Below are 18561 nucleotides of genomic sequence, written 5' to 3'. Positions count from 1 at the left end.
ACTACGCTCGAAGCATGAGCGCAGTTCCCGCCCCCGAATCCGGACCCGACGCCGGCGCCGTCTGGCACTACGGCGACCCGCTCGGGGAGCAGCGTGCCGCCGCCACCGAGGCCATCGTGGTGGACCGCGGCCACCGTGCGACCATCGAGCTCACCGGCGACGACCGCCAGAGCTGGCTGCACACCATCTCGAGCCAGCACGTCAGCTCTTTGCCGGAGGGGTCCGTCGTGCAGAACCTGAGCCTGGACGGTCAGGGCCGCGTCGAGGACCACTGGCTGCAGACCGAACTCGGCGGCGTCACCACGCTGGACACCGAGTCGTGGCGCGGGCAGCCGCTCGCCGACTTCCTGCGCAAGATGGTGTTCTGGTCCAAGGTCGAGGTGAACCCGGCCGATCTCGCGGTGCTGTCGCTGCTCGGGCCCGCCGTCAACGCCCTCGACCTGCCGACGCCGGACACCGAATGGACCGCGGCCCCGCTGCCCGGTGGTGGTTTCGTGCGCCGCGTCAGCCCGCAGGAGATCGAGCTGGTGGTGCCGCGGGCCGACGCTGCGGCGTGGCGGCAGCGGCTGCTCGACGCGGGCGTCCGGCCCGCCGGGCTGTGGGCCTATGAGGCGCTTCGGGTCGCGGCGCTGCGGCCGCGGCTGGGCGTGGACACCGATGAGCGCACCATCCCGCATGAGGTCGGCTGGATCGGCGGGCCGGGCGTCGGCGCCGTGCATCTGGACAAGGGCTGCTACCGCGGCCAGGAGACCGTCGCGCGGGTCCACAATCTGGGCAAGCCGCCCCGCATGCTGGTGCTGCTGCATCTGGACGGCGGCGACGACCGTCCCGCGACGGGTGATCCGGTGCTCGCCGGTGGCCGGGCGATCGGCCGGGTGGGGACCGTCGCCGAGCATGTCGACCTGGGCCCGATCGCGCTGGCACTGCTCAAGCGCGGCGTGCCCGCGGACACCGAACTGACCACCGGCGGCGACGCCCAGGTACCTGCGGCGATCGACGCGGACTCACTGCCGGAGGCCGATACGTCCGCCGGCGCGGGCCGGGCAGCGGTGGACCGGCTTCGCGGCGGCGCCCGCTAGGCCACGGAACTGGCGTCTTCCGCCTGATTCGTTCCCCGGACGCCCGGTGAGGGTGGCCTGCCAGCATGAGACCGCCGGGCACGGTAAGCTAACGGCAGGACAATAAACACACTCAGATCGGAGCCGCCTGCACATCGGGCCGCTCCGTTATTGCGCGAGGGGGTCCCTTATGGGCCGCGGCCGGGCAAAGGCAAAGCAGACCAAGGTTGCTCGAGACCTTAAGTACAGCTCACCGCAGACCGATTTCACTCGGTTGCAGCGAGAGCTCTCGAACGACTCCGTTGGTTACAGCTCCAGTGCCATGGATGACGACCTGGACGACGACTCGGGCGACGAGCCCGCCGGTCGCTGGGCCGTACCCGAAGACGACTGGCGTCACTAGACCCCACGAGCGGCCCTGAGTCCCAGGGCCGCAGGCCCAGCCCCGCGCGCGACCCGAAGGTCAGAAGCGCGGGTGCTGGCCCACCAGCTCGGCGCGAACGCTGCTCTTGCCACCCTTGTTGACGGTGCCCAGAGTCCAGCAGTCCAGGTGCCGGGCAGTCAGAATCGCCAGTGCGCGGTCGGTGTCCTCCGGCGCGACAACGGCGACCATGCCGACACCCATGTTGAACGTCTTCTCCATTTCGGCACGCTCCACGCGGCCGCGCTGGGCGATCATCTGGAACACCGGTGCCGGCGTCCAGGTACCGCGGTCCATCTCTGCGGTCAGGCCGTGCGGGATGACGCGTTCCAGGTTTCCGGCCAGTCCGCCGCCGGTGACGTGGCAGAAGGTGCGTACCTGGGTCTCCGCGGCCAGCGCGAGGCAGTCCTTGGCGTAGATCCGTGTCGGCTCCAGCAGCTCTTCGCCGAGCGTGCGGCCGAACTCCTCGACGTGCCCGGACAGGCTCATGCGGTCGATCTCGAGCAGCACCTTGCGGGCCAGCGAGTAGCCGTTGGAGTGCAGGCCGGTGGCGGCCATGGCGATGATCACATCGCCGGGGCGGACGTTCTCGGGGCCAAGCAGGTCGTCGGCCTCGACGACGCCGACGCCGGTCGCGGAGATGTCGTAGTGGTCGGGCTCCATGAGGCCCGGGTGCTCGGCGGTCTCACCACCCAGCAGCGCACAGCCGGCCTGCACACAGCCTTCGGCGATGCCCGAGACGATCTCGGCCACCCGCTCGGGCACGGTACGGCCCACGGCGATGTAGTCCTGCAGGAACAGCGGCTCGGCGCCACACACCACGAGGTCGTCCACGACCATCGCGACGAGGTCGATGCCGACGGTGTCGTGCTTGTCCATGGCCTGCGCCACGGCGAGCTTGGTGCCCACACCGTCGGTCGACGAAGCCAGCAGCGGCTCGCGGTACCCGGCTTTCAGGCCGAACAGCCCGGCAAAACCTCCGAGGCCACCCCGGACCTCGGGGCGGGTGGCCTTCTTGGCGTGGGGCTTGAACAATTCGACGGCGCGATCGCCTGCCTCGATGTCAACCCCCGCCGAAGCGTAGGAGGCGCCAATCGATTCAGCTCGCTCATCCTGGCTAGTCATCGGCCCCAAGGCTACCGGTCGCACCCTCGCGGATGCACGTCGCGCCTGTTGACGGCCGTCAGGTCAGGGACGACGCAGGGCCGAGGCGTTGTCGTTGTCGACAGTCAGCGGGAGCCCGGTGCGGGCCGCCGATGCCAACATGTGCTCGACGACGTTCTTGCCGAGGGCGGCTTCACCTGGCAGTTCGATCGGGTAGTTGCCGTCGAAGCAGGCCGCGCACAGCCTGGTGGCGGGCTGCTCGGTGGCGGCGATCATGCCCTGGCGGCTGATGTAGCCCAATGAATCGGCGCCGATCGCGTGGCGGACCGCTTCGAGCATCTCGTCTTCGCTCGCCTCGGTGCTCTTGGCGTTGGCGATCAGCTCGGCGGGGGTGGCGAAGTCGATGCCGTAGAAGCATGGCCACTTCACCGGCGGCGACGCGATGCGTGCGTGCACCTCGACAGCACCGGCCTCGCGCAGCATGCGGACCAGGGCGCGCTGGGTGTTGCCGCGGACGATCGAGTCGTCGACGACGATCAGCCGCTTGCCGCGGATGACTTCCTTCAGCGGGTTGAGCTTGAGCCGGATACCGAGCTGACGGATGGTCTGCGACGGCTGGATGAACGTGCGCCCGACGTAGGCGTTCTTCATGAGGCCCTGGCCGAACGGGATACCCGAGCCCTGCGCGTAGCCGACGGCCGCGGGTACGCCCGATTCGGGCACCCCGATCACCAGGTCGGCGTCAACGGGCTTCTCCTGGGCGAGCCGGCGGCCGATGTCGACGCGCGCGGCGTGGACCGAGCGGCCGGCGATGGTGCTGTCCGGGCGGGCCAGGTAGACGTACTCGAAGACGCAGCTCTTGGGCTCGGGGTTGGCGAACCGGGTCGAGCGCACGCCGTCGGCGTCGATGGCCAGCAGCTCACCGGGCTCGATGTCGCGGACGAACGAGGCGCCGACGATGTCCAGCGCCGCCGTCTCGGAGGCGACGACCCAGCCGCGGTCCAGCCGGCCCAGGGACAGCGGACGGACGCCGTGCGGGTCGCGCGCGGCGTACAGGGTGTTCTCGTCCATGAAGGTCAGGCAGAACGCGCCACGGACCGTCGGCAGCAATTCCAGGGCGGACTGTTCCAGCGTCGAGTCGGCCGCGCCGTGCGCCAGCAGGGCGCCCAGGATGTCCGAGTCGGTGGTGGCGGCGACATGGCCACGCGCGTTGATCAGTCCGGCTTCGCGGGCCCGGGCCGCCAGTTCGGCGGTGTTGACCAGGTTGCCGTTGTGACCGAGCGCGACGCCGGTGCCGGCGGCGGTGTTGCGGAACACCGGCTGGGCGTTCTCCCACGTCGTGGAGCCGGTGGTGGAGTAGCGGCAGTGCCCGACGGCGACGTGGCCGTGCATGGCGGCCAGGGTCTGCTCGTCGAACACCTGACTGACCAGACCGAGGTCCTTGAAGACCAGAATCTGCGATCCGTCAGCGACAGCGATACCTGCCGCTTCCTGCCCTCTGTGTTGCAGGGCATAGAGACCGTAGTAAGTGAGCTTTGCCACATCCTCGCCAGGGGCCCAGACCCCGAATACGCCGCATTCCTCGCGTGGCTCGTTCTCGGTCTGTTCGGTCACGATAGGGCTGCTCCCGGGGAGGCGGTTGGTGACGGGTTCGAGTCTACGGTCCCGTTGGGCGCGAAACGGAATCGAATCTTCCTTCTGTTGGCGCGTCGTACACCGTAGGCGTGTCGGCCGGGCCGGTTTCCGGCTCGGCCGCCGCGCCGCGGACGGCTTCGCGCGGGGGCGTCAGCCGTCTCATCAGCCCACTTCAATCCGGCTGTTTATATGGATTTCATGGCCAGTCAATTATCCGAGAGTTCCGGTTCCGTTGTCGCCGATCCCGTCGCCGCCGACCCCACCCGGCCATGGTCGACCGTGACGAAGATCGCATTCAGATTCTGCTTTCTGTACTTCGGTCTGTTCTGTGTGTTGTTCGCGCAGATCACCTTTGCCTTCTTCGGGATCGTCGGCGAGTGGCTGCCCAAGCTGGCGGTGATGTGGCAGATGACGCTGCTGGGCCCGCCACTGAGGTGGGTCGGTCGCGAGGTCTTCGGCGTCGACGCGGTGCTCCATCAGGACTCCGGCAGCGGCGATCAGACCGTCGTCTGGGTGATGGTCTTCACCCTGGCGGTCGTCGCGGCCGTCGGCACCGCGGTGTGGACGCTCATTGACCGACGGCGGCCCGACTACGCGCGGCTGTCGGCGTGGTTCCTGACCTTCCTGCGGTTGTGCGTCGCCGGCCAGATGCTCTTCTACGGGTTCGCCAAACTGGTGCCCACCCAGATGCCGTCTCCGCCGCCGTCCGCGCTGCTGCGGTCCTTCGGCGACTTGAGTCCGGCCTCTGTGCTGTGGCTGCAGGTGGGCAGCTCACACCCGTACGAGATGACGCTCGGCGCCGTGGAGGTACTGGCTGGATTGCTGATGTTCCTGCCGCGCACCGCGACCCTGGGCACGCTGCTCGGGCTGGCCAGCATGGCCCAGGTGTTCCTGTTGAACATGACGTTCGACGTGCCGGTCAAGATCCTGTCCGGACATCTGCTGCTGATGAGCCTGGTGCTGCTCGCGCCGCAGCTGCGTCGGCTGACGGACCTGTTCGTGCTGCAACGCCCGTCGGAGCCGGTGAGCCAACCCGCCCTGTTCAGCTCCGCGCGGGCCAATCGCAGAGCCGCCACCGTGCAGGCCGTGCTCGGGCTCTGGGTACTGGCCGGATGCATCCTCGCCAGCTGGCAGGCCTGGCACGCCTACGGCGGCGGCAAGGCCAAGCCCGAGCTGTACGGGATCTGGTCGGTCCGGGAGTTCAGCGTGGACGGCAAGCGGCTGCCGCCGCTGACGACCGATCAAACCCGTTGGCAACGGCTGGTTTTCGAGACGGACGGCGCCCTGACGTATCAGCGGATGAACGGCGAGCTGGTCGACGCCCCCGCCACCATCAAGTCCGACACCGTCACCGCGACCGGCCCCGGCGGCGCGGCACTGGCCGAGCTGAAGGTGTCGCGGCCGGCGGCCCGGCAGCTGCAACTGACCGGCACGCTGCAGGGCCGACCGGTGCAGATCACCCTCGATCAGGTCGACCTCGATCAATTCACGTTGCGCAACAGGGGCTTCCACTGGGTGCAGGAGTACCCGTTCTTCAAGTGAGCGCTACAGGTCGACCAGCGGCAGCCACGGGCCGATCTCCGGTGCCCGCGACCCCGACAGCTCGACGGCGCCCGCGGCGTCGTCGAGCGACAGCAGTCCGGTCGCCAGCAGCAGCCAGGTCCGCGGGTCGGTCTCCACGACGTTGGGCGGGTTGCCGCGGGTGTGACTGAGGCCCGAAATGCACTGCACGGCAACGAAAGGCGGCACCCGCACCTCGACGCTGGCGCCGGGCGCGACGGCCGCCAGGGTGCGCGCCGTCAGCCGCACGGCCTCCGCGATCGCGGCGCGCGGCGGCGTTCCGGCGTGATCGTCACGCAGCCAGTCGGCGATGAGCAGCACCGCCGCCCGCGTCGCCGCCGGGTCGGGCGCCTTACGCGTCACCATCTCAGGGATTTGTGCACGATTTTCCGCGCTGGGCGCGGATTTTCGTGCACAGATCACTCATGGGAGAACAGGGCGGGCAGCACGCTCTCGGAAGTTGTGCGCAGTTCGTCGAGCGTGACGCTGAACTGACCCTGCACCTCCATCGAGTCGCTGCCCGGATCGACCACGCCGATGCGGACGGCCGGCAGCTCGCGGGCCTCGCACATCGCCATGAAGCGGCTCTCCTCGGTACGCGGCACCGCGACCAGCACGCGGCCCGACGACTCGGAGAACAGCTGCACGAACGGGTCCGCATCCTCGGGAAGCAGGACGCGGCAACCGGTTTCGCCGGCCAGGGCGGCCTCGACGACGGCCTGGATGAGCCCGCCCTCGGACAGGTCGTGCGCGGCCGAGATCAGTCCGTCGCGGGATCCTGCGGTCAGCACCTCGGACAGCAGCTGCTCGCGCCCCAGGTCCACGCGCGGCGGCACGCCACCGAGGTGGTCGGCGGTGACCTGCGCCCAGACCGAGCCGTCGAACTCGTCGTGGGTGTCGCCCAGCAGGATCAGGGTCTCGCCGGGCTCCAGGCCGATGCCGGTCGGGATGCGGCGGTGCACGTCGTCGATGACGCCGAGCACGCCGACCACCGGGGTAGGCAGGATCGCCGTCGAACCGGTCTGGTTGTAGAAGCTGACGTTGCCGCCGGTGACCGGAATGCCAAGGGCCGCACAGCCGTCCGCGAGGCCGCGGACGGCCTGCGAGAACTGCCACATGACGCCCGGGTCCTCCGGCGAGCCGAAGTTGAGACAGTTGGTGACGGCCACCGGGGTGGCGCCGGTGACGGCGACGTTGCGGAAGGCCTCGGCCAGTGCCAGCTGCGCGCCGGTGTACGGGTCCAGCTGCGTGTAGCGACCCGACGCGTCGGTCGACACCGCGATGCCGCGGCCGGTGGCCTCGTCGATGCGCAGCACGCCGCCGTCGGCGTGCTCGGCCAGGACGGTGTTGCCGCGGACGTAGCGGTCGTACTGCTCGGTGATGAAGGCGCGGCTGCACAGATGCGGGCTGCCGAGCAGCTGCAGCAGGGTGGCGCGCAGCTCGTCGCCGGTCTTGGGCCGGGGCAGGGTGGCGGAGGTGTCGGCGATCAGCGCGTCCTGGGTGTCGGGGCGCTGGACGGGCCGGTTGTACACCGGGCCCTCGTGGGCGACGGTGCGCGGCGGCACGTCGACGACGGTCTCGCCGTGCCAGTTGATCTTCAGCCGGTCGCCGTCGGTGACCTCACCGATGACGGTGGCAAGCACGTCCCACTTGCGGCAGACGGCCATGAAGGCGTCGACGTTCTCCGGCGTCACGACGGCGCACATGCGCTCCTGCGACTCACTGGAGAGCACCTCGGCCGGGGTCATGTTGGCAGCGCGCAGCGGCACCTTGTCGAGGTCGATGTGCATGCCGCCGTCGCCGGCCGAGGCCAGTTCCGATGTGGCACAGGACAATCCGGCGCCGCCGAGGTCCTGGATGCCGACCACGAGGTGCGCGGCGTACAGCTCGAGGCAGCACTCGATGAGCACCTTTTCGGTGAAGGGGTCGCCCACCTGGACGCTCGGCAGCTTCTTGCGGCCGGCGCCGGACTCGTCGCCGGAGAAGGTGTCCGACGCGAGGACCGAGACGCCGCCGATGCCGTCGAGGCCCGTGCGGGCGCCGAACAGGATGATTTTGTTGCCGGTGCCGGACGCGAAGGCCAGGTGCAGGTCCTCGACACGCAGCGCGCCGACGCAGAGGGCGTTCACCAGCGGGTTACCGGCGTAGGACGGGTCGAAGATGGTCTCGCCGCCGATGTTCGGCAGGCCCAGCGAGTTGCCGTAGCCACCGACGCCGCGGACGACGCCGTCGAGCACGCGGCGGGTGTCGGGCGCGTCGGCCGCGCCGAAGCGCAGCTGGTCCATGACGGCGACCGGGCGGGCGCCCATGGCCATGATGTCGCGGACGATGCCGCCGACACCGGTGGCCGCGCCCTGGTACGGCTCGACGTACGACGGGTGGTTGTGCGATTCGACCTTGAAGGTGACGGCCCAGCCGTCACCGATGTCGACGACGCCGGCGTTCTCGCCGATACCGGCCAGCATGCCGGCGCGCATCTCGTCGGTGGTGGTCTCGCCGAAGTAGCGCAGATGCACCTTGGAGGACTTGTACGAGCAGTGCTCGCTCCACATCACCGAGTACATCGCCAGCTCGGCATCGGTGGGCCGACGGCCGAGGATCTCGCGGATGCGCTGGTACTCGTCATCCTTGAGACCGAGCTCGCGATACGGCTGCGGCTGATCGGGCGTGGTAGTCGCGTTATTGACGGTATCGACCGAGGACGTCACGCAGAGAGTCTACCGTTGCCGAACTGGCCCGCCCGCCACGGCGAACGCCGGCTACTCGTCGCCGGCGACCAGCACGTTGAGCAGCGCCGGACGCCGCAGAATGAGAGCCCCCCAGATCAGCAGGCCGAAGGCCACCGCGAAGACGACCGGGAACCACGCCTCATGGTGCATGTCGATGGTCACGGCGCCGCCGAGATAGGCCGTCAGCCCGACCGCGCCCAGCACTGCCGTGCGCGGGATCACCCAGGCGATGACACAGGCCAGCAGGACCCAGCCGATGACGTACGTCTGATACGGCGGGAAGCCGAGACCCTCGGTCGCGGTGCGCGCGAACTCCACCCCGAGGATCTTCGGGACGGCATCGGCCAGCAGGAACAGCAGCAGGAAGGCGCTCAGCGCGAGGCCGGCCTTCTGCGGTGTGGTGCGGCCGGCCAGTGCGGCCCGCGACTTCGATGCATCCTTGGCGTCGGCCATGGCGGACTCCGTTTCTCGATCGACGGTTCAACACTAAGTCGACTCGGGCGAGCGCGGGAACTCATCGCGACGGCACTCATAGCGGGCTGATAAGTAGGACCCATCGGGGCCTCATCCGGCGGTTTTAGCGTGGCCGGATGAGACTCCACCTTGGCCTCAACCGGGGTGCGCTCGCGCTGTTTGCCGTGATCGCGACCCTGGTGTGTATCTGTGCCGGCGCGATCGTCGTCGCGTCCAAGGCGTGGCATGCCGCGTCTGAGCCGTTGGTCTCCACCAGTGTCGAACTGGTCGACGAGGCCGGTCCCTAGCTCGTCAGGCCGCGCCCGCGACGCAGAACGCGTTGCCCTCCGGGTCGGCCAGCACCACCCAGCGGGCCACCTCGCCGAAGGCATGGCGTTCGGTTTCTGTCGCACCCGCGGCCTTGAGGCGCTCGAGTTCTGGCTCGATGTCGCCTTCGAGGTGGAAGTCCAGGTGCAGCCGGTTCTTGCCGGGCGTCGGATCGTCGACCTGCTGGAAACCCAGGTTCGGCCCTTCGGCCAGGTTGACGACGAAGAACTCCCCCGGCATCAGGGTGTGCACCTTGCCGCCGAATTGTGCGGCCCACCAGTCGGCGAGCGCCTGCGCGTCGGTGCAGTCGAATGTGACCATCTCCACTTTGAGTGCCATGGCCCGACTGTAGGTCAGGCCGGTGACAGGAACGCCTGCAGCGCGGCGGCGTAGGCCGGCACGTCGAGCGCGCCCATCACCTCGCGCGCCGAGTGCATGGCCAGCTGTGCGGCGCCGACGTCGACGGTCGGGATGCCGGTGCGCGCGGCCGTCATCGGGCCGATCGTCGATCCGCACGGCAGGTCGGCGCGGTGCTCATAGCGCTGCATCGGCACGCCGGCCTGGGCGCACGCGAGCGCGAACGCCGCGGCGGTCCGGCCGTCGGTGGCGTACCGCAGGTTGGGCTGCACCTTGAGCACCGGGCCGGCGTTGACCTGGATGAGGTGGCCCGGCTCGTGTCGCTCGGGGTAGTTCGGGTGGGTGGCGTGCGCCATGTCGCCCGAGGCCACCATGGATCCGGAAAGCCGGCGCAGCAGGTCTTCCCGGGTGCCGCCGGCCGCCAGGACGATGCGCTCGAGCACCGTCGGCAGGAGATCGGACTGCGCGCCGTGGTCGGACGTCGACCCGACCTCTTCGTGGTCGAACAGCGCCAGTACCGGCACGTGCCGGTGGGCGTCGGCGGCCAGGAACGCCTCCAGCCCGGCGTAGCAGGTGCCCTGGTTGTCGAGCCGGGGTGCGCTGATCAGATCGCTGTCGACGCCGATCAGGCGCGACGGCGCGAGGTCGTGCGTCATGAGGTCGGCGGCCAGGACATCGGCACCGTCGACCCCCGCGTGCGCGGCGACGTAACCGAGGAAGTCGCGGGTACCCGTGCCCACGCCCCACACCGCGTTGACGTGCCGCTGCGGGTCGAGGGTGACGCCCTTGCGGTCCTCGGACAGGTGGATGGCCAGCTGCGGCACCCGCAGGATCGGGTCGTCGATCCGGACCAGGACGTCCTCGACGGTGTTGCCGCGCCGCACCGAGAGCCGGCCGCTGATACCGAGATCCCGGTCGAGCCAGGAGTTGAGCCAGGCGCCACCGTACGGCTGGAGCGCCACCACCTGCCAGCCGCTGACGAACCGGTCGGGGTACTGCTTGACCCGCAGGTTGGGGCTGTCGGTGTGGCCGCCGACGATGCGGAACGGGTTGGCCGCGGCGGTCGCTTTCCACGCCACCAGGGAGCCGGCCCGCACCGTGAAGTAGTTGCCCTCGGTGGCGGGCCAGGCGTCGGTCTCGGCGAGCTCGGTGAAGCCGGCGGCGGTCAGCCGCGCGGCCACTGTCTCGCACACATGGAATGGCGAGGGCGACGCGTCGATGAACCCGCAGAGGCCCGCGGCAGTAGCTCCGGTCATGAGGCCATCATCACCCGGAAATCCGTGACGGTTGCCGCTAGGGTCGGATTCGTGTGTCCCGCACGGCCTCAGCCCGTACTCACGACTTTGACGTCTGCCGCGATCTTCCTCATCGCCACCATCGATGAGGGCGCCGAGCCCGAAGTGCACGATGCGCTCACCGGGTTGTCGGGACTTGTTCGGGCAGTCGGATTCCGCACGCCCGCAAGCCGTCTGAGCCTGGTGACCGGCATCAGCTCGGACGCCTGGGATCGCTTGTTCAGCGGACCGCGGCCGGCCGGGCTGCACCCGTTCCCGGAATTGCAGGGTGCGCGTCACCACGCACCGTCGACGCCGGGCGATCTGCTGTTCCACATCCGGGCCAACGCCATGGACGTGTGCTTCGAGCTGGCCAGCCAGATTCTGAAGTCACTCGACGGCGCCGTGACGGTGATCGACGAGGTGCACGGATTCAAGTTCTTCGAGAACCGCGATCTGCTGGGCTTCGTCGACGGCACCGAGAACCCGGATGGTCCGGACGCCGTGGTCGCGGCACTGGTCGGTGACGACGATCCCGAATTCGCCGGTGGCAGTTACGTTCACGTGCAGAAGTACCTGCACGACATGGCGTCGTGGGAGTCGCTCAGCGTCACCGAGCAGGAACGGGTGATCGGCCGCAGCAAGCTCGAGGACATCGAGATGGCCGACGACGTCAAGCCGCCCAACTCGCACCTTGCGCTCAACGTGATCGAAGACGACGACGGCAATCAACTGCAGATCGTGCGGGCCAACATGCCGTTCGGCCGCGTCGGCGCAGGGGAATTCGGCACGTACTACATCGCGTACTCGGCCGACCCGGCCGTCACCGAACGCATGCTGCGCAATATGTTCATCGGCGATCCGCCGGGCAACACCGATCGCATCCTGGATTTCTCCACCGCGGTCACCGGAGTGTTGTTCTTCACGCCCACAGTGGATTTCCTCGATGCCCCACCACCCCTGCCCGTCGCACCACCGGCCGAACCCGAAGCCCAACCCAAGTCCACCGGCACCCTGTCCATCGGCAGTCTGAAAGGTCAACCGCAATGAACAACCTGTACCGCGATCTCGCTCCGATCACCGCGGCCGCGTGGGCCCAGATCGAGGAGGAGGCCGCCCGGACGTTCAAGCGGCACATCGCCGGCCGTCGCGTCGTCGACGTCAGCGAACCGGGTGGGCCGAAGACGGCCGCGGTCAGCACCGGCCACCTCGTCGACGTCACGTCACCGGCCGACGGTGTGGTGGCGCACCTTCGCGAGGCACGCCAGCTGGTCCGCCTTCGCGTGCCGTTCACGGTGACTCGCACGGCCGTCGATGACGTCGAGCGCGGCGCACAGGACTCCGACTGGGACCCGGTGAAGGAGGCCGCCAAGAAGCTGGCGTTCTCCGAGGACCGGGCGATCTTCGAGGGCTACCCCGCCGCGCAGATCGAGGGCATCCGGGCCGCCAGCTCCAACCCGGCGCTGGCGCTGCCGAGCGACCCGCGCGGCTACCCGGACGTCATCTCGCAGGCCCTGTCGGAACTGCGCCTGGCCGGTGTGGACGGGCCGTATTCGGTGCTGTTGTCGGCGGAGGCCTACACCAAGGTCAGCGAGACCACCGAGCACGGCTACCCCCTGCTCGAGCACCTCAACCGACTGGTCGACGGTGAGATCATCTGGGCGCCGGCGATCGACGGCGCGTTCGTATTGTCCACGCGCGGAGGCGATTTCGATCTGCAGCTGGGCACCGATGTGACCATCGGCTACCTGTCCCACGATGCCGAGACGGTGCAGCTGTACCTGCAGGAGACGCTGACGTTCCTGGTGTACACCGCCGAGGCGTCCGTCGCGCTCGACAGCTGACGCATCGGTAGTTCCCCCCACGCCGCGTTTGATCCTGTACCCAGGGCGCACTTGTTCGAGTGAGGTGCGCCCTCAGGTCAGGGTCAACGGGTCGGGACGCTCAAACCGAGTTGACCCTGAAGCCTGGGCGCAGCTGCGTCGGCCACACCAACGAGGGTGCGCCCAGCGCGTCTCGCGTGCGATTTTCGCGATCTGTATGCACCCTCGCGGGCAAGTCAGAACGGATCAGGCGCTCAGGACCGCGTCGAGCGCCGAGAAGAAGATGCCGAGCCCGTCGTCGGACGGACCGGTGAGCGCCTCGGTGGCGTGCTCGGGATGCGGCATCAGACCGACGACGCGGCCGTTGGCCGAGCTGATCCCGGCGATCGAGCGCATCGAGCCGTTCATGTTGTCGCGGTAGCGGAAGACCACGCGGCCTTCGCCTTCGAGCTCGTCGAGCACGTTCTCCGACGCGACGTACCGTCCTTCACCCGACTTGAGGGGGATCAGGATGTCGGCGCCGGCGTCGTAGCGGCTGCTCCACGCGGTCGACGTCGCGGTGACCTCGAGCCACACGTCGCGGCAGATGAAGTGCAGGCCCTCGTTGCGGGTCAGCGCGCCCGGCAGCAGCCCGGCCTCGCACAGCACCTGGAAGCCATTGCAGATGCCCAGCACGGGCATGCCCTTGCCGGCCGCTTCGACGACCGAGGTCATCACGGGCGCGAACTTCGCGATGGCGCCGCAGCGCAGGTAGTCGCCGTAGGAGAAGCCGCCGGGGACGATGACGGCGTCGACGCCCTTGAGGTCGGGATCGGCGTGCCAGAGGCTGACGGCCTCGCCGCCGACGGCCCGGACCGCCCGCGCCGCGTCGACGTCGTCGAGCGTGCCGGGGAAGGTGATGACACCGACCTTCGTGGTCATGCGTTCTCCCGGTGCACCGAGAAGTCCTCGATGACGGTGTTGGCCAGCAGCGTCTCGGCGACGTGCTCCAGCGTCTCGTCGGACACCGTGTCGTCGACCTCGAGCTCGAAACGCTTGCCCTGGCGGACGTCGGACACTCCGGTGATCCCGAGGCGCCCCAGCGCTCCCACGATCGCCTGGCCTTGCGGGTCCAGGATCTCGGCCTTGGGCATCACGTGCACAACGACGCGGGCCACGCGCGCTCCTTTGTTCGGGTCGGATTGCTCGCGCTCACTCTACCGGCGCCCCTGTTCGCGGCGTTGCCCGCACAATGGACTGATGGAGCTGACGCACTTCGGACATTCCTGCCTGTTGGCCCGATTTGTGGGTGACGGCGCCGCCGGTAGCCAGGCGACCACCGTCCTGTTCGACCCCGGCAACTTCTCGCACGGGTTCGAGGGCATCACCGGACTGGACGCGATCCTCATCACCCATCAGCACCCCGACCACGCCGACCCGGCCCGGCTCCCCGCCCTTGTCGAGGCGAATCCGCAGGCCAAGCTATACGCCGACCCCATGACCGCGGCGCAACTGGGTGGTGCGTGGCAGGCCGTGCACGTCGGCGACACCCTGTCGATCGGTCACCTGACGGTGCGCGGCGCGGGCGGCACGCACGCCGTCATCCACCCGGACATCCCGATCATCGACAACATCTCGTACCTGGTCGGTGATGCTGGTCACGCCGCCCGTCTGATGCATCCGGGCGACGCGCTGTTCGTGCCGGACGAGCCCGTCGAGGTGCTGGCGGCGCCGGCCGCCGCGCCGTGGATGAAGATCGCCGAGGCCGTCGACTTCCTGCGGGCCGTCGCGCCGCAGCATGCGGTGCCGATCCATCAGGGCGTCGTCGCCGAGCAGGCCAAGGGCATCTACTACGGCCGGCTCGACGAGATGACCGACACCGACTTCCGGGTGCTGACGCCCGAGCAGGAGATGCGGTTCTGAACACGCGACGGTTCTTGGTGTGGTGGCCGCTGGTCGGATTCACCGCGATGATCGCGCTGGGCATCGTCGTCCGGTCGGGCGACTCGGCCGTGGATCACTGGTTCATGCAGACGTCGCGCGCACTGCTCGGTGACCACCCGTACTGGATGCTGCTGCTGAACCGCGTCAAGGTGCTGGTGCCGCTCTACCTGGTGGCGGTGGGCATCCCGCTGTGGCGACGCGAATGGCGGCTGGCCACCGTTGCCGCGTTGTGCCCGATCATCTCGATCATCGGCGCCAAGGTGCTGAAGGTGCTGTTCGGCCGGCCCTGGTACGGCGAGAATCTGGCCTATCCCAGCGGTCACACGACCGTGGCGATCACTGTCGCGGCCATGCTGGTGCTCGGGATCGGGGTGCACGCGTGGAGTGTCTCGATCGCCGCGATCGGCGCCGCCATCCCTTCTATCGGCATGGCCAGCAACGGCTTCCACTACTTCACCGACATCATCGGTGGCGCGCTCTATGCCACGTCGATGGTGTGCCTGGCGGTGCTGGCCGCCGGCCCGCAGTCACTGCGCCGCTCTCCGCGAGCTGGAGGCGCACCCCGCCTGCGCTCGTCTGCTCGCGGGTAGGACTCAGCCGACAGCGCGGGCGGCGGCACGTCCGGCGGCGCGGCCGGAGAAGATGCAGCCGCCCAGGAAGGTGCCTTCAAGCGCCCGGTAGCCGTGCACGCCGCCGCCACCGAAGCCGGCCGCCTCACCCGCCGCGTACAGCCCGTCGAGCACCGCGCCCTCGGGCGTCAGCACCCGGGAGTCGAGGTCGGTGTGCAAGCCACCCAACGACTTTCGGGTCAGGATGTGCAGCTTGACGGCGATCATCGGGCCGGCCTTGGGGTCGGTCAGTTTGTGCGGTCCGGCGATGCGGGCCAGCCGGTCCGGCAGGTAGGAGCGCGCGGCCCGGTAGGCGACGGTCTGGCCGTCGCTGGTGAGCTTGCTGGTCATCTCCTTGTCGCGGGCGGCGACCTCGGCCTCGACGGTCGCGTAGTCCAGCGGTTCGACGTCGGGCACCTTGTTCATGGCAGAAACCAAGTCGCGCAACGTGTTCGCCGCCACGAAGTCCACGCCCTTGTCGACGAACGCGCGGACCGGGGCGGGGCCACCACCCCGACTGCGTCCCAGCACTTCCCGCAGGTTCTTGCCGGTGAGGTCGGGATTCTGCTCCTGTCCGGACAGCCCGAACTCCTTGGCGATGATGCTCTGGTCGAGCACGAACCACGTGTAGTCGTAACCGGTTTGGCAGATGTACTCCAGCGTGCCCAGGGTGTCGTAACCCGGGTACAGCGGGTCGGGCAGCCGCTTGCCGGTGGCGTCCAGCCACAGCGACGACGGGCCGGGCAGGATGCGGATGCCGTGCAGCGGCCAGATCGGGTCGTAGTTGGTGATGCCCTCGGTGTAGTGCCACATCCGGTCGTTGTTGATGACGCCGGCGCCGGCGGCCTGGCTGATTCCGAGCATCCGGCCGTCGACGTGCGCGGGCACACCGGACAGCAGCTGCCCGGGCACCCGGCCCATGCGCTTGGGCCAGTTCTGGCGCACCAGGTCGTGGTTACCGCCGATGCCGCCACTGGCGACGATCACCACCTGCGCCCGGAACTCGAAGTCTCCCACTGTGTTACGCGACGATGCCTCGCCACGAGCCGTGGCCGACGGCTCCAGCACCGCACCGCGCACGCCGGTGACGGCGCCGCCGTCGACGATGAGCTCGTCGACCCGATGCCGGTGCGCGAACCGCACTTTCGGGTGTCCGACGACGCGCCGCGCGAAGATGTCGACCAGTGCGGGACCGGTGCCCCAGGTGATATGGAAACGCGGCACCGAGTTGCCCGGCCCCTTGCCGTCCCAGCCGCCGCGTTCGGCCCAGCCGACCAACGCGAAGGTCTGCAGGCCCCGCTCGCGCAGCCAGCTGCGCTTCTCGCCCGACGCGAAGTCGACGTAGGCGCGTGCCCACTGCTCGGGCCAATGGTCTTCGTCGCGGTCGAAACCTGCTGTGCGCAGCCAATCTTCCAGCGCCCGCTCGTAGCTGTCGCGGATCCCGACACGGCGCTGCTCGGCGCTGTCAACGAAGAACAGTCCCCCGAACGACCAGAACGCCTGGCCGCCGATGTTGGCCTCGTTCTCCTGATCCACGATCAGGACCGAGCGGCCCCGCTCGAGCAGTTCGGCGGCGGCGACCAGTCCGGCCAGCCCGGCTCCCACGACGATGACGTCAGCGTCCATGGGGCCACGCTAGCGTCCCCACGCGGTTGACGAGCCAGATGGCTCAGGTTCAGGCTGCCGCGTTCAATGCCGGGTCTGGCGTCCACTCGTAGGCCGCGGGGACGCAACCGTGCATGAGCGCGAGGTCGATGGCGTCGAGCATGGCCTGCCGCGGCCCGATCCGGCGCAGCTGGCCGGCGGCCACCGCGAGCCGGACGGTGCCGCCGCGCCGGGCCGTGCGCTCGGCGGCCAGCACCAGGGTGCGACACCACCAGGGTTCGGTGAGGAAGCCCTCGCCGATGCCGAAGACGCGCGACCGAAGGGTCGTCGAGCGCACCAGATCGGTGATGCCACTGTCGCCCGCCAAGAGCCGGAAGCCGTTGCGCGGCAACGCCGTCACGGTGCCCTGCGATGCCGTCCAACCGGGCGCGGCGAACAGGCGGGTGCGCAGGCCGAGGTGCTCGAGCACCCGGTCGGCGCCCATCAGCCGCAGGTTGGCCTCGTGCGCGGGCAGGGCCGCGAACTCGCCGCGGCGCTTCTTGCTGGCCGCCTCGTCGAACCCGTGCAGGACGACGGCGGCACCGCCGGTGCGACGGGCCGTCAGCCAGTCCACGGTCGTGGCGTCACGGTCCAGCCGGTACCCACCCTTGAGCCGCGGGGCGACCAGCAGCGACGCGGGAATCTGGCGGGCGTCGAGCTCGGCACAGAAGTCCGCGACGTCACCCAGCGTGCGGTCCCGGATACCCGAGATCGAGACGATCAATTGGCCAGCCATGTAAGCAGTGTGACAACGTCAGGTGTCCCGTCGGTTGCCGTGACATTGGTGCCGCCTGAACACTGGCCGTTTTCTCGCACCCCAGAGCACCCCGCCTTTGCCGCGAGCGGCCGCGTTTGTACGCCAACACGCCGACGCATGTGTGCAAAATGGGGCCACTCGGCAGCCGTGAGCGACACGTTTCCGCACGCAGATTGCGGCGTGTTGCCGTACAGACACGGGCGCTCGGCAGTTGTGAGTGAGACCTTTCTGCGCGCGGAACCCGGCGTGTTGCCGTACAGACACGGTCGCTCGCGGGAGGTGGGGCGCGGGACGTTGGGCTAGCCGGAGAAGAGGATGCGGGCGAGGCGTTCGGCGGTGTCGACGGGATCGGCGTCGGTGACGGCGCCGTTGAGGGTCAGCAGGGCGAAGCCGTGGACCAGCGACCACGCGGCCAAGGCCGAGCCGTCGGGGTCGCTCTGGGCATTCGGATCGGCCAGGGTCGCGACGCCGCCCGTGAGCTCGGCGGCGGCCTCGGCTTCGGCGGCACACAGGGCCGGGTCGGCCGCGTCGTAGAGCATCTTGTCGAACATGACGGCGTAGTGGCCGGGGTGGTCGAGGGCGAACTGCACATAGGCCCTTGCCGCGTAGGCGAATTCAGGTTTGGTCTCACGGAGTGCCGCGGCCAGCAGGGTGAAGCCCTCCGTCGCGAGGGCGGTGAACAATCCCCGCCGATCGGTGAAGTGGTGCGCCGGCGCCGCGTGTGAGACACCGGCGGCGCGGGCCAACTCACGCAACGAGATGCTGTCGGCGCCGCGTTCGGCGACGAGCGCAGCCGCCTGCACCAGGATGACGGCCTTGAGGTCGCCGTGGTGATAGCTCTGCCTGGCCATGTCCGCATCCTATCTTGACAGTGTCAAGTTCCAGGAT

20 protein-coding genes are annotated in these 18561 nt (G+C 69.2%); 8 read left to right on the top strand and 12 right to left on the bottom strand.

Annotation, left to right across the window (positions count from 1 at the left end; translation table 11 throughout):
* Positions 1–14 precede the first annotated feature (14 nt).
* The gene (locus ACJEIK_RS02610) at positions 15–1079 is read left to right on the top strand and encodes a folate-binding protein YgfZ (protein ID WP_061010238.1); all 1065 of its coding nucleotides are present in this window, start codon (positions 15–17) and stop codon (positions 1077–1079) included.
* Between the two features lie 169 nt (positions 1080–1248).
* Positions 1249–1461: a DUF3073 domain-containing protein gene (locus tag ACJEIK_RS02605; protein ID WP_409430996.1), complete on the top strand. Its 213-nt coding sequence runs from the start codon at positions 1249–1251 to the stop codon at positions 1459–1461.
* A gap of 60 nt (positions 1462–1521) precedes the next feature.
* On the opposite strand, the gene purM is transcribed toward ACJEIK_RS02605, so the two are convergent.
* Entirely contained in the window at positions 1522–2604 is a 1083-nt protein-coding gene (gene purM / locus ACJEIK_RS02600) for a phosphoribosylformylglycinamidine cyclo-ligase (RefSeq protein ID WP_020098790.1), read from the bottom strand.
* A gap of 63 nt (positions 2605–2667) precedes the next feature.
* Entirely contained in the window at positions 2668–4200 is a 1533-nt protein-coding gene (gene purF / locus ACJEIK_RS02595) for an amidophosphoribosyltransferase (protein ID WP_409431790.1), read from the bottom strand.
* 216 nt (positions 4201–4416) lie between these two features.
* Here purF and ACJEIK_RS02590 point away from each other — a divergent pair, with 216 nt between their 5' ends.
* The gene (locus tag ACJEIK_RS02590; protein WP_409430995.1) at positions 4417–5760 is read left to right on the top strand and encodes a DoxX family protein; all 1344 of its coding nucleotides are present in this window, start codon (positions 4417–4419) and stop codon (positions 5758–5760) included.
* A gap of 3 nt (positions 5761–5763) precedes the next feature.
* Here ACJEIK_RS02590 and ACJEIK_RS02585 read toward each other — a convergent pair whose 3' ends face one another.
* From ACJEIK_RS02585 to ACJEIK_RS02575, 3 genes are read right to left on the bottom strand one after another with little or no spacing between them, the layout of a single operon-like run.
* Positions 5764–6144, bottom strand: coding sequence for a sterol carrier family protein (locus tag ACJEIK_RS02585; RefSeq protein ID WP_064858763.1), 381 nt, complete (start codon positions 6142–6144; stop codon positions 5764–5766).
* A 53-nt stretch (positions 6145–6197) separates the two neighbouring features.
* Positions 6198–8486: a phosphoribosylformylglycinamidine synthase subunit PurL gene (gene purL, locus ACJEIK_RS02580; protein WP_409430994.1), complete on the bottom strand. Its 2289-nt coding sequence runs from the start codon at positions 8484–8486 to the stop codon at positions 6198–6200.
* A gap of 51 nt (positions 8487–8537) precedes the next feature.
* The gene (locus tag ACJEIK_RS02575; protein ID WP_409430993.1) at positions 8538–8960 is read right to left on the bottom strand and encodes a DoxX family protein; all 423 of its coding nucleotides are present in this window, start codon (positions 8958–8960) and stop codon (positions 8538–8540) included.
* A 137-nt stretch (positions 8961–9097) separates the two neighbouring features.
* Here ACJEIK_RS02575 and ACJEIK_RS02570 point away from each other — a divergent pair, with 137 nt between their 5' ends.
* A complete protein-coding gene (locus tag ACJEIK_RS02570; RefSeq protein WP_162563272.1) occupies positions 9098–9268 on the top strand; it encodes a hypothetical protein in 171 nt (56 codons plus the stop codon).
* A gap of 4 nt (positions 9269–9272) precedes the next feature.
* On the opposite strand, the gene ACJEIK_RS02565 is transcribed toward ACJEIK_RS02570, so the two are convergent.
* Positions 9273–9626: a VOC family protein gene (locus ACJEIK_RS02565; RefSeq protein ID WP_409430992.1), complete on the bottom strand. Its 354-nt coding sequence runs from the start codon at positions 9624–9626 to the stop codon at positions 9273–9275.
* A gap of 14 nt (positions 9627–9640) precedes the next feature.
* Positions 9641–10900, bottom strand: a complete 1260-nt coding sequence (locus tag ACJEIK_RS02560; RefSeq protein ID WP_409430991.1) for a M18 family aminopeptidase — start codon at positions 10898–10900, stop codon at positions 9641–9643.
* Between the two features lie 51 nt (positions 10901–10951).
* Between ACJEIK_RS02560 and ACJEIK_RS02555 the strand changes: the two genes are divergently transcribed.
* Positions 10952–11968 (top strand): Dyp-type peroxidase, encoded by a 1017-nt coding sequence (locus ACJEIK_RS02555; protein WP_133428310.1) that lies wholly within the window; start codon positions 10952–10954, stop codon positions 11966–11968.
* Positions 11965–12762 carry a family 1 encapsulin nanocompartment shell protein gene (locus ACJEIK_RS02550; protein WP_133428311.1) on the top strand — a complete coding sequence of 266 codons (798 nt, stop codon included), beginning with the start codon at positions 11965–11967 and terminating at the stop codon, positions 12760–12762. The genes ACJEIK_RS02555 and ACJEIK_RS02550 overlap by 4 nt, the downstream gene beginning before the upstream one ends.
* Positions 12763–12987: 225 nt before the next feature.
* Here ACJEIK_RS02550 and purQ read toward each other — a convergent pair whose 3' ends face one another.
* Together purQ and purS are read right to left on the bottom strand one after the other, a co-directional pair.
* Positions 12988–13662 carry a phosphoribosylformylglycinamidine synthase subunit PurQ gene (gene purQ / locus ACJEIK_RS02545; RefSeq protein ID WP_061002473.1) on the bottom strand — a complete coding sequence of 225 codons (675 nt, stop codon included), beginning with the start codon at positions 13660–13662 and terminating at the stop codon, positions 12988–12990.
* A complete protein-coding gene (gene purS, locus ACJEIK_RS02540; protein WP_020098778.1) occupies positions 13659–13898 on the bottom strand; it encodes a phosphoribosylformylglycinamidine synthase subunit PurS in 240 nt (79 codons plus the stop codon). The genes purQ and purS overlap by 4 nt, the downstream gene beginning before the upstream one ends.
* Before the next feature lie 82 nt (positions 13899–13980).
* Between purS and ACJEIK_RS02535 the strand changes: the two genes are divergently transcribed.
* On the top strand, positions 13981–14643 hold the full coding sequence (locus ACJEIK_RS02535) for an MBL fold metallo-hydrolase (protein WP_061002475.1): 663 nt from the start codon (positions 13981–13983) through the stop codon (positions 14641–14643).
* Positions 14644–14660: 17 nt separating this feature from the next.
* The gene (locus ACJEIK_RS02530) at positions 14661–15254 is read left to right on the top strand and encodes a phosphatase PAP2 family protein (RefSeq protein WP_409430990.1); all 594 of its coding nucleotides are present in this window, start codon (positions 14661–14663) and stop codon (positions 15252–15254) included.
* A 3-nt stretch (positions 15255–15257) separates the two neighbouring features.
* Here ACJEIK_RS02530 and ACJEIK_RS02525 read toward each other — a convergent pair whose 3' ends face one another.
* From ACJEIK_RS02525 to ACJEIK_RS02515, 3 genes are all read right to left on the bottom strand, one after another.
* Positions 15258–16898, bottom strand: coding sequence for an FAD-binding dehydrogenase (locus ACJEIK_RS02525; RefSeq protein WP_318987083.1), 1641 nt, complete (start codon positions 16896–16898; stop codon positions 15258–15260).
* A gap of 49 nt (positions 16899–16947) precedes the next feature.
* On the bottom strand, positions 16948–17652 hold the full coding sequence (locus ACJEIK_RS02520) for a DUF2334 domain-containing protein (RefSeq protein WP_318987084.1): 705 nt from the start codon (positions 17650–17652) through the stop codon (positions 16948–16950).
* A gap of 320 nt (positions 17653–17972) precedes the next feature.
* A complete protein-coding gene (locus tag ACJEIK_RS02515; RefSeq protein ID WP_318987085.1) occupies positions 17973–18524 on the bottom strand; it encodes a TetR/AcrR family transcriptional regulator in 552 nt (183 codons plus the stop codon).
* Positions 18525–18561 lie beyond the last annotated feature (37 nt).

Source organism: Mycobacterium sp. SMC-16, from assembly GCF_046250085.1.
Taxonomy (GTDB): Bacteria; Actinomycetota; Actinomycetes; order Mycobacteriales; family Mycobacteriaceae; genus Mycobacterium; species Mycobacterium phocaicum.
The sequence above is the reverse complement of the archived record's forward strand: the minus strand, read 5'-3'. Positions and strand labels throughout refer to the sequence as shown.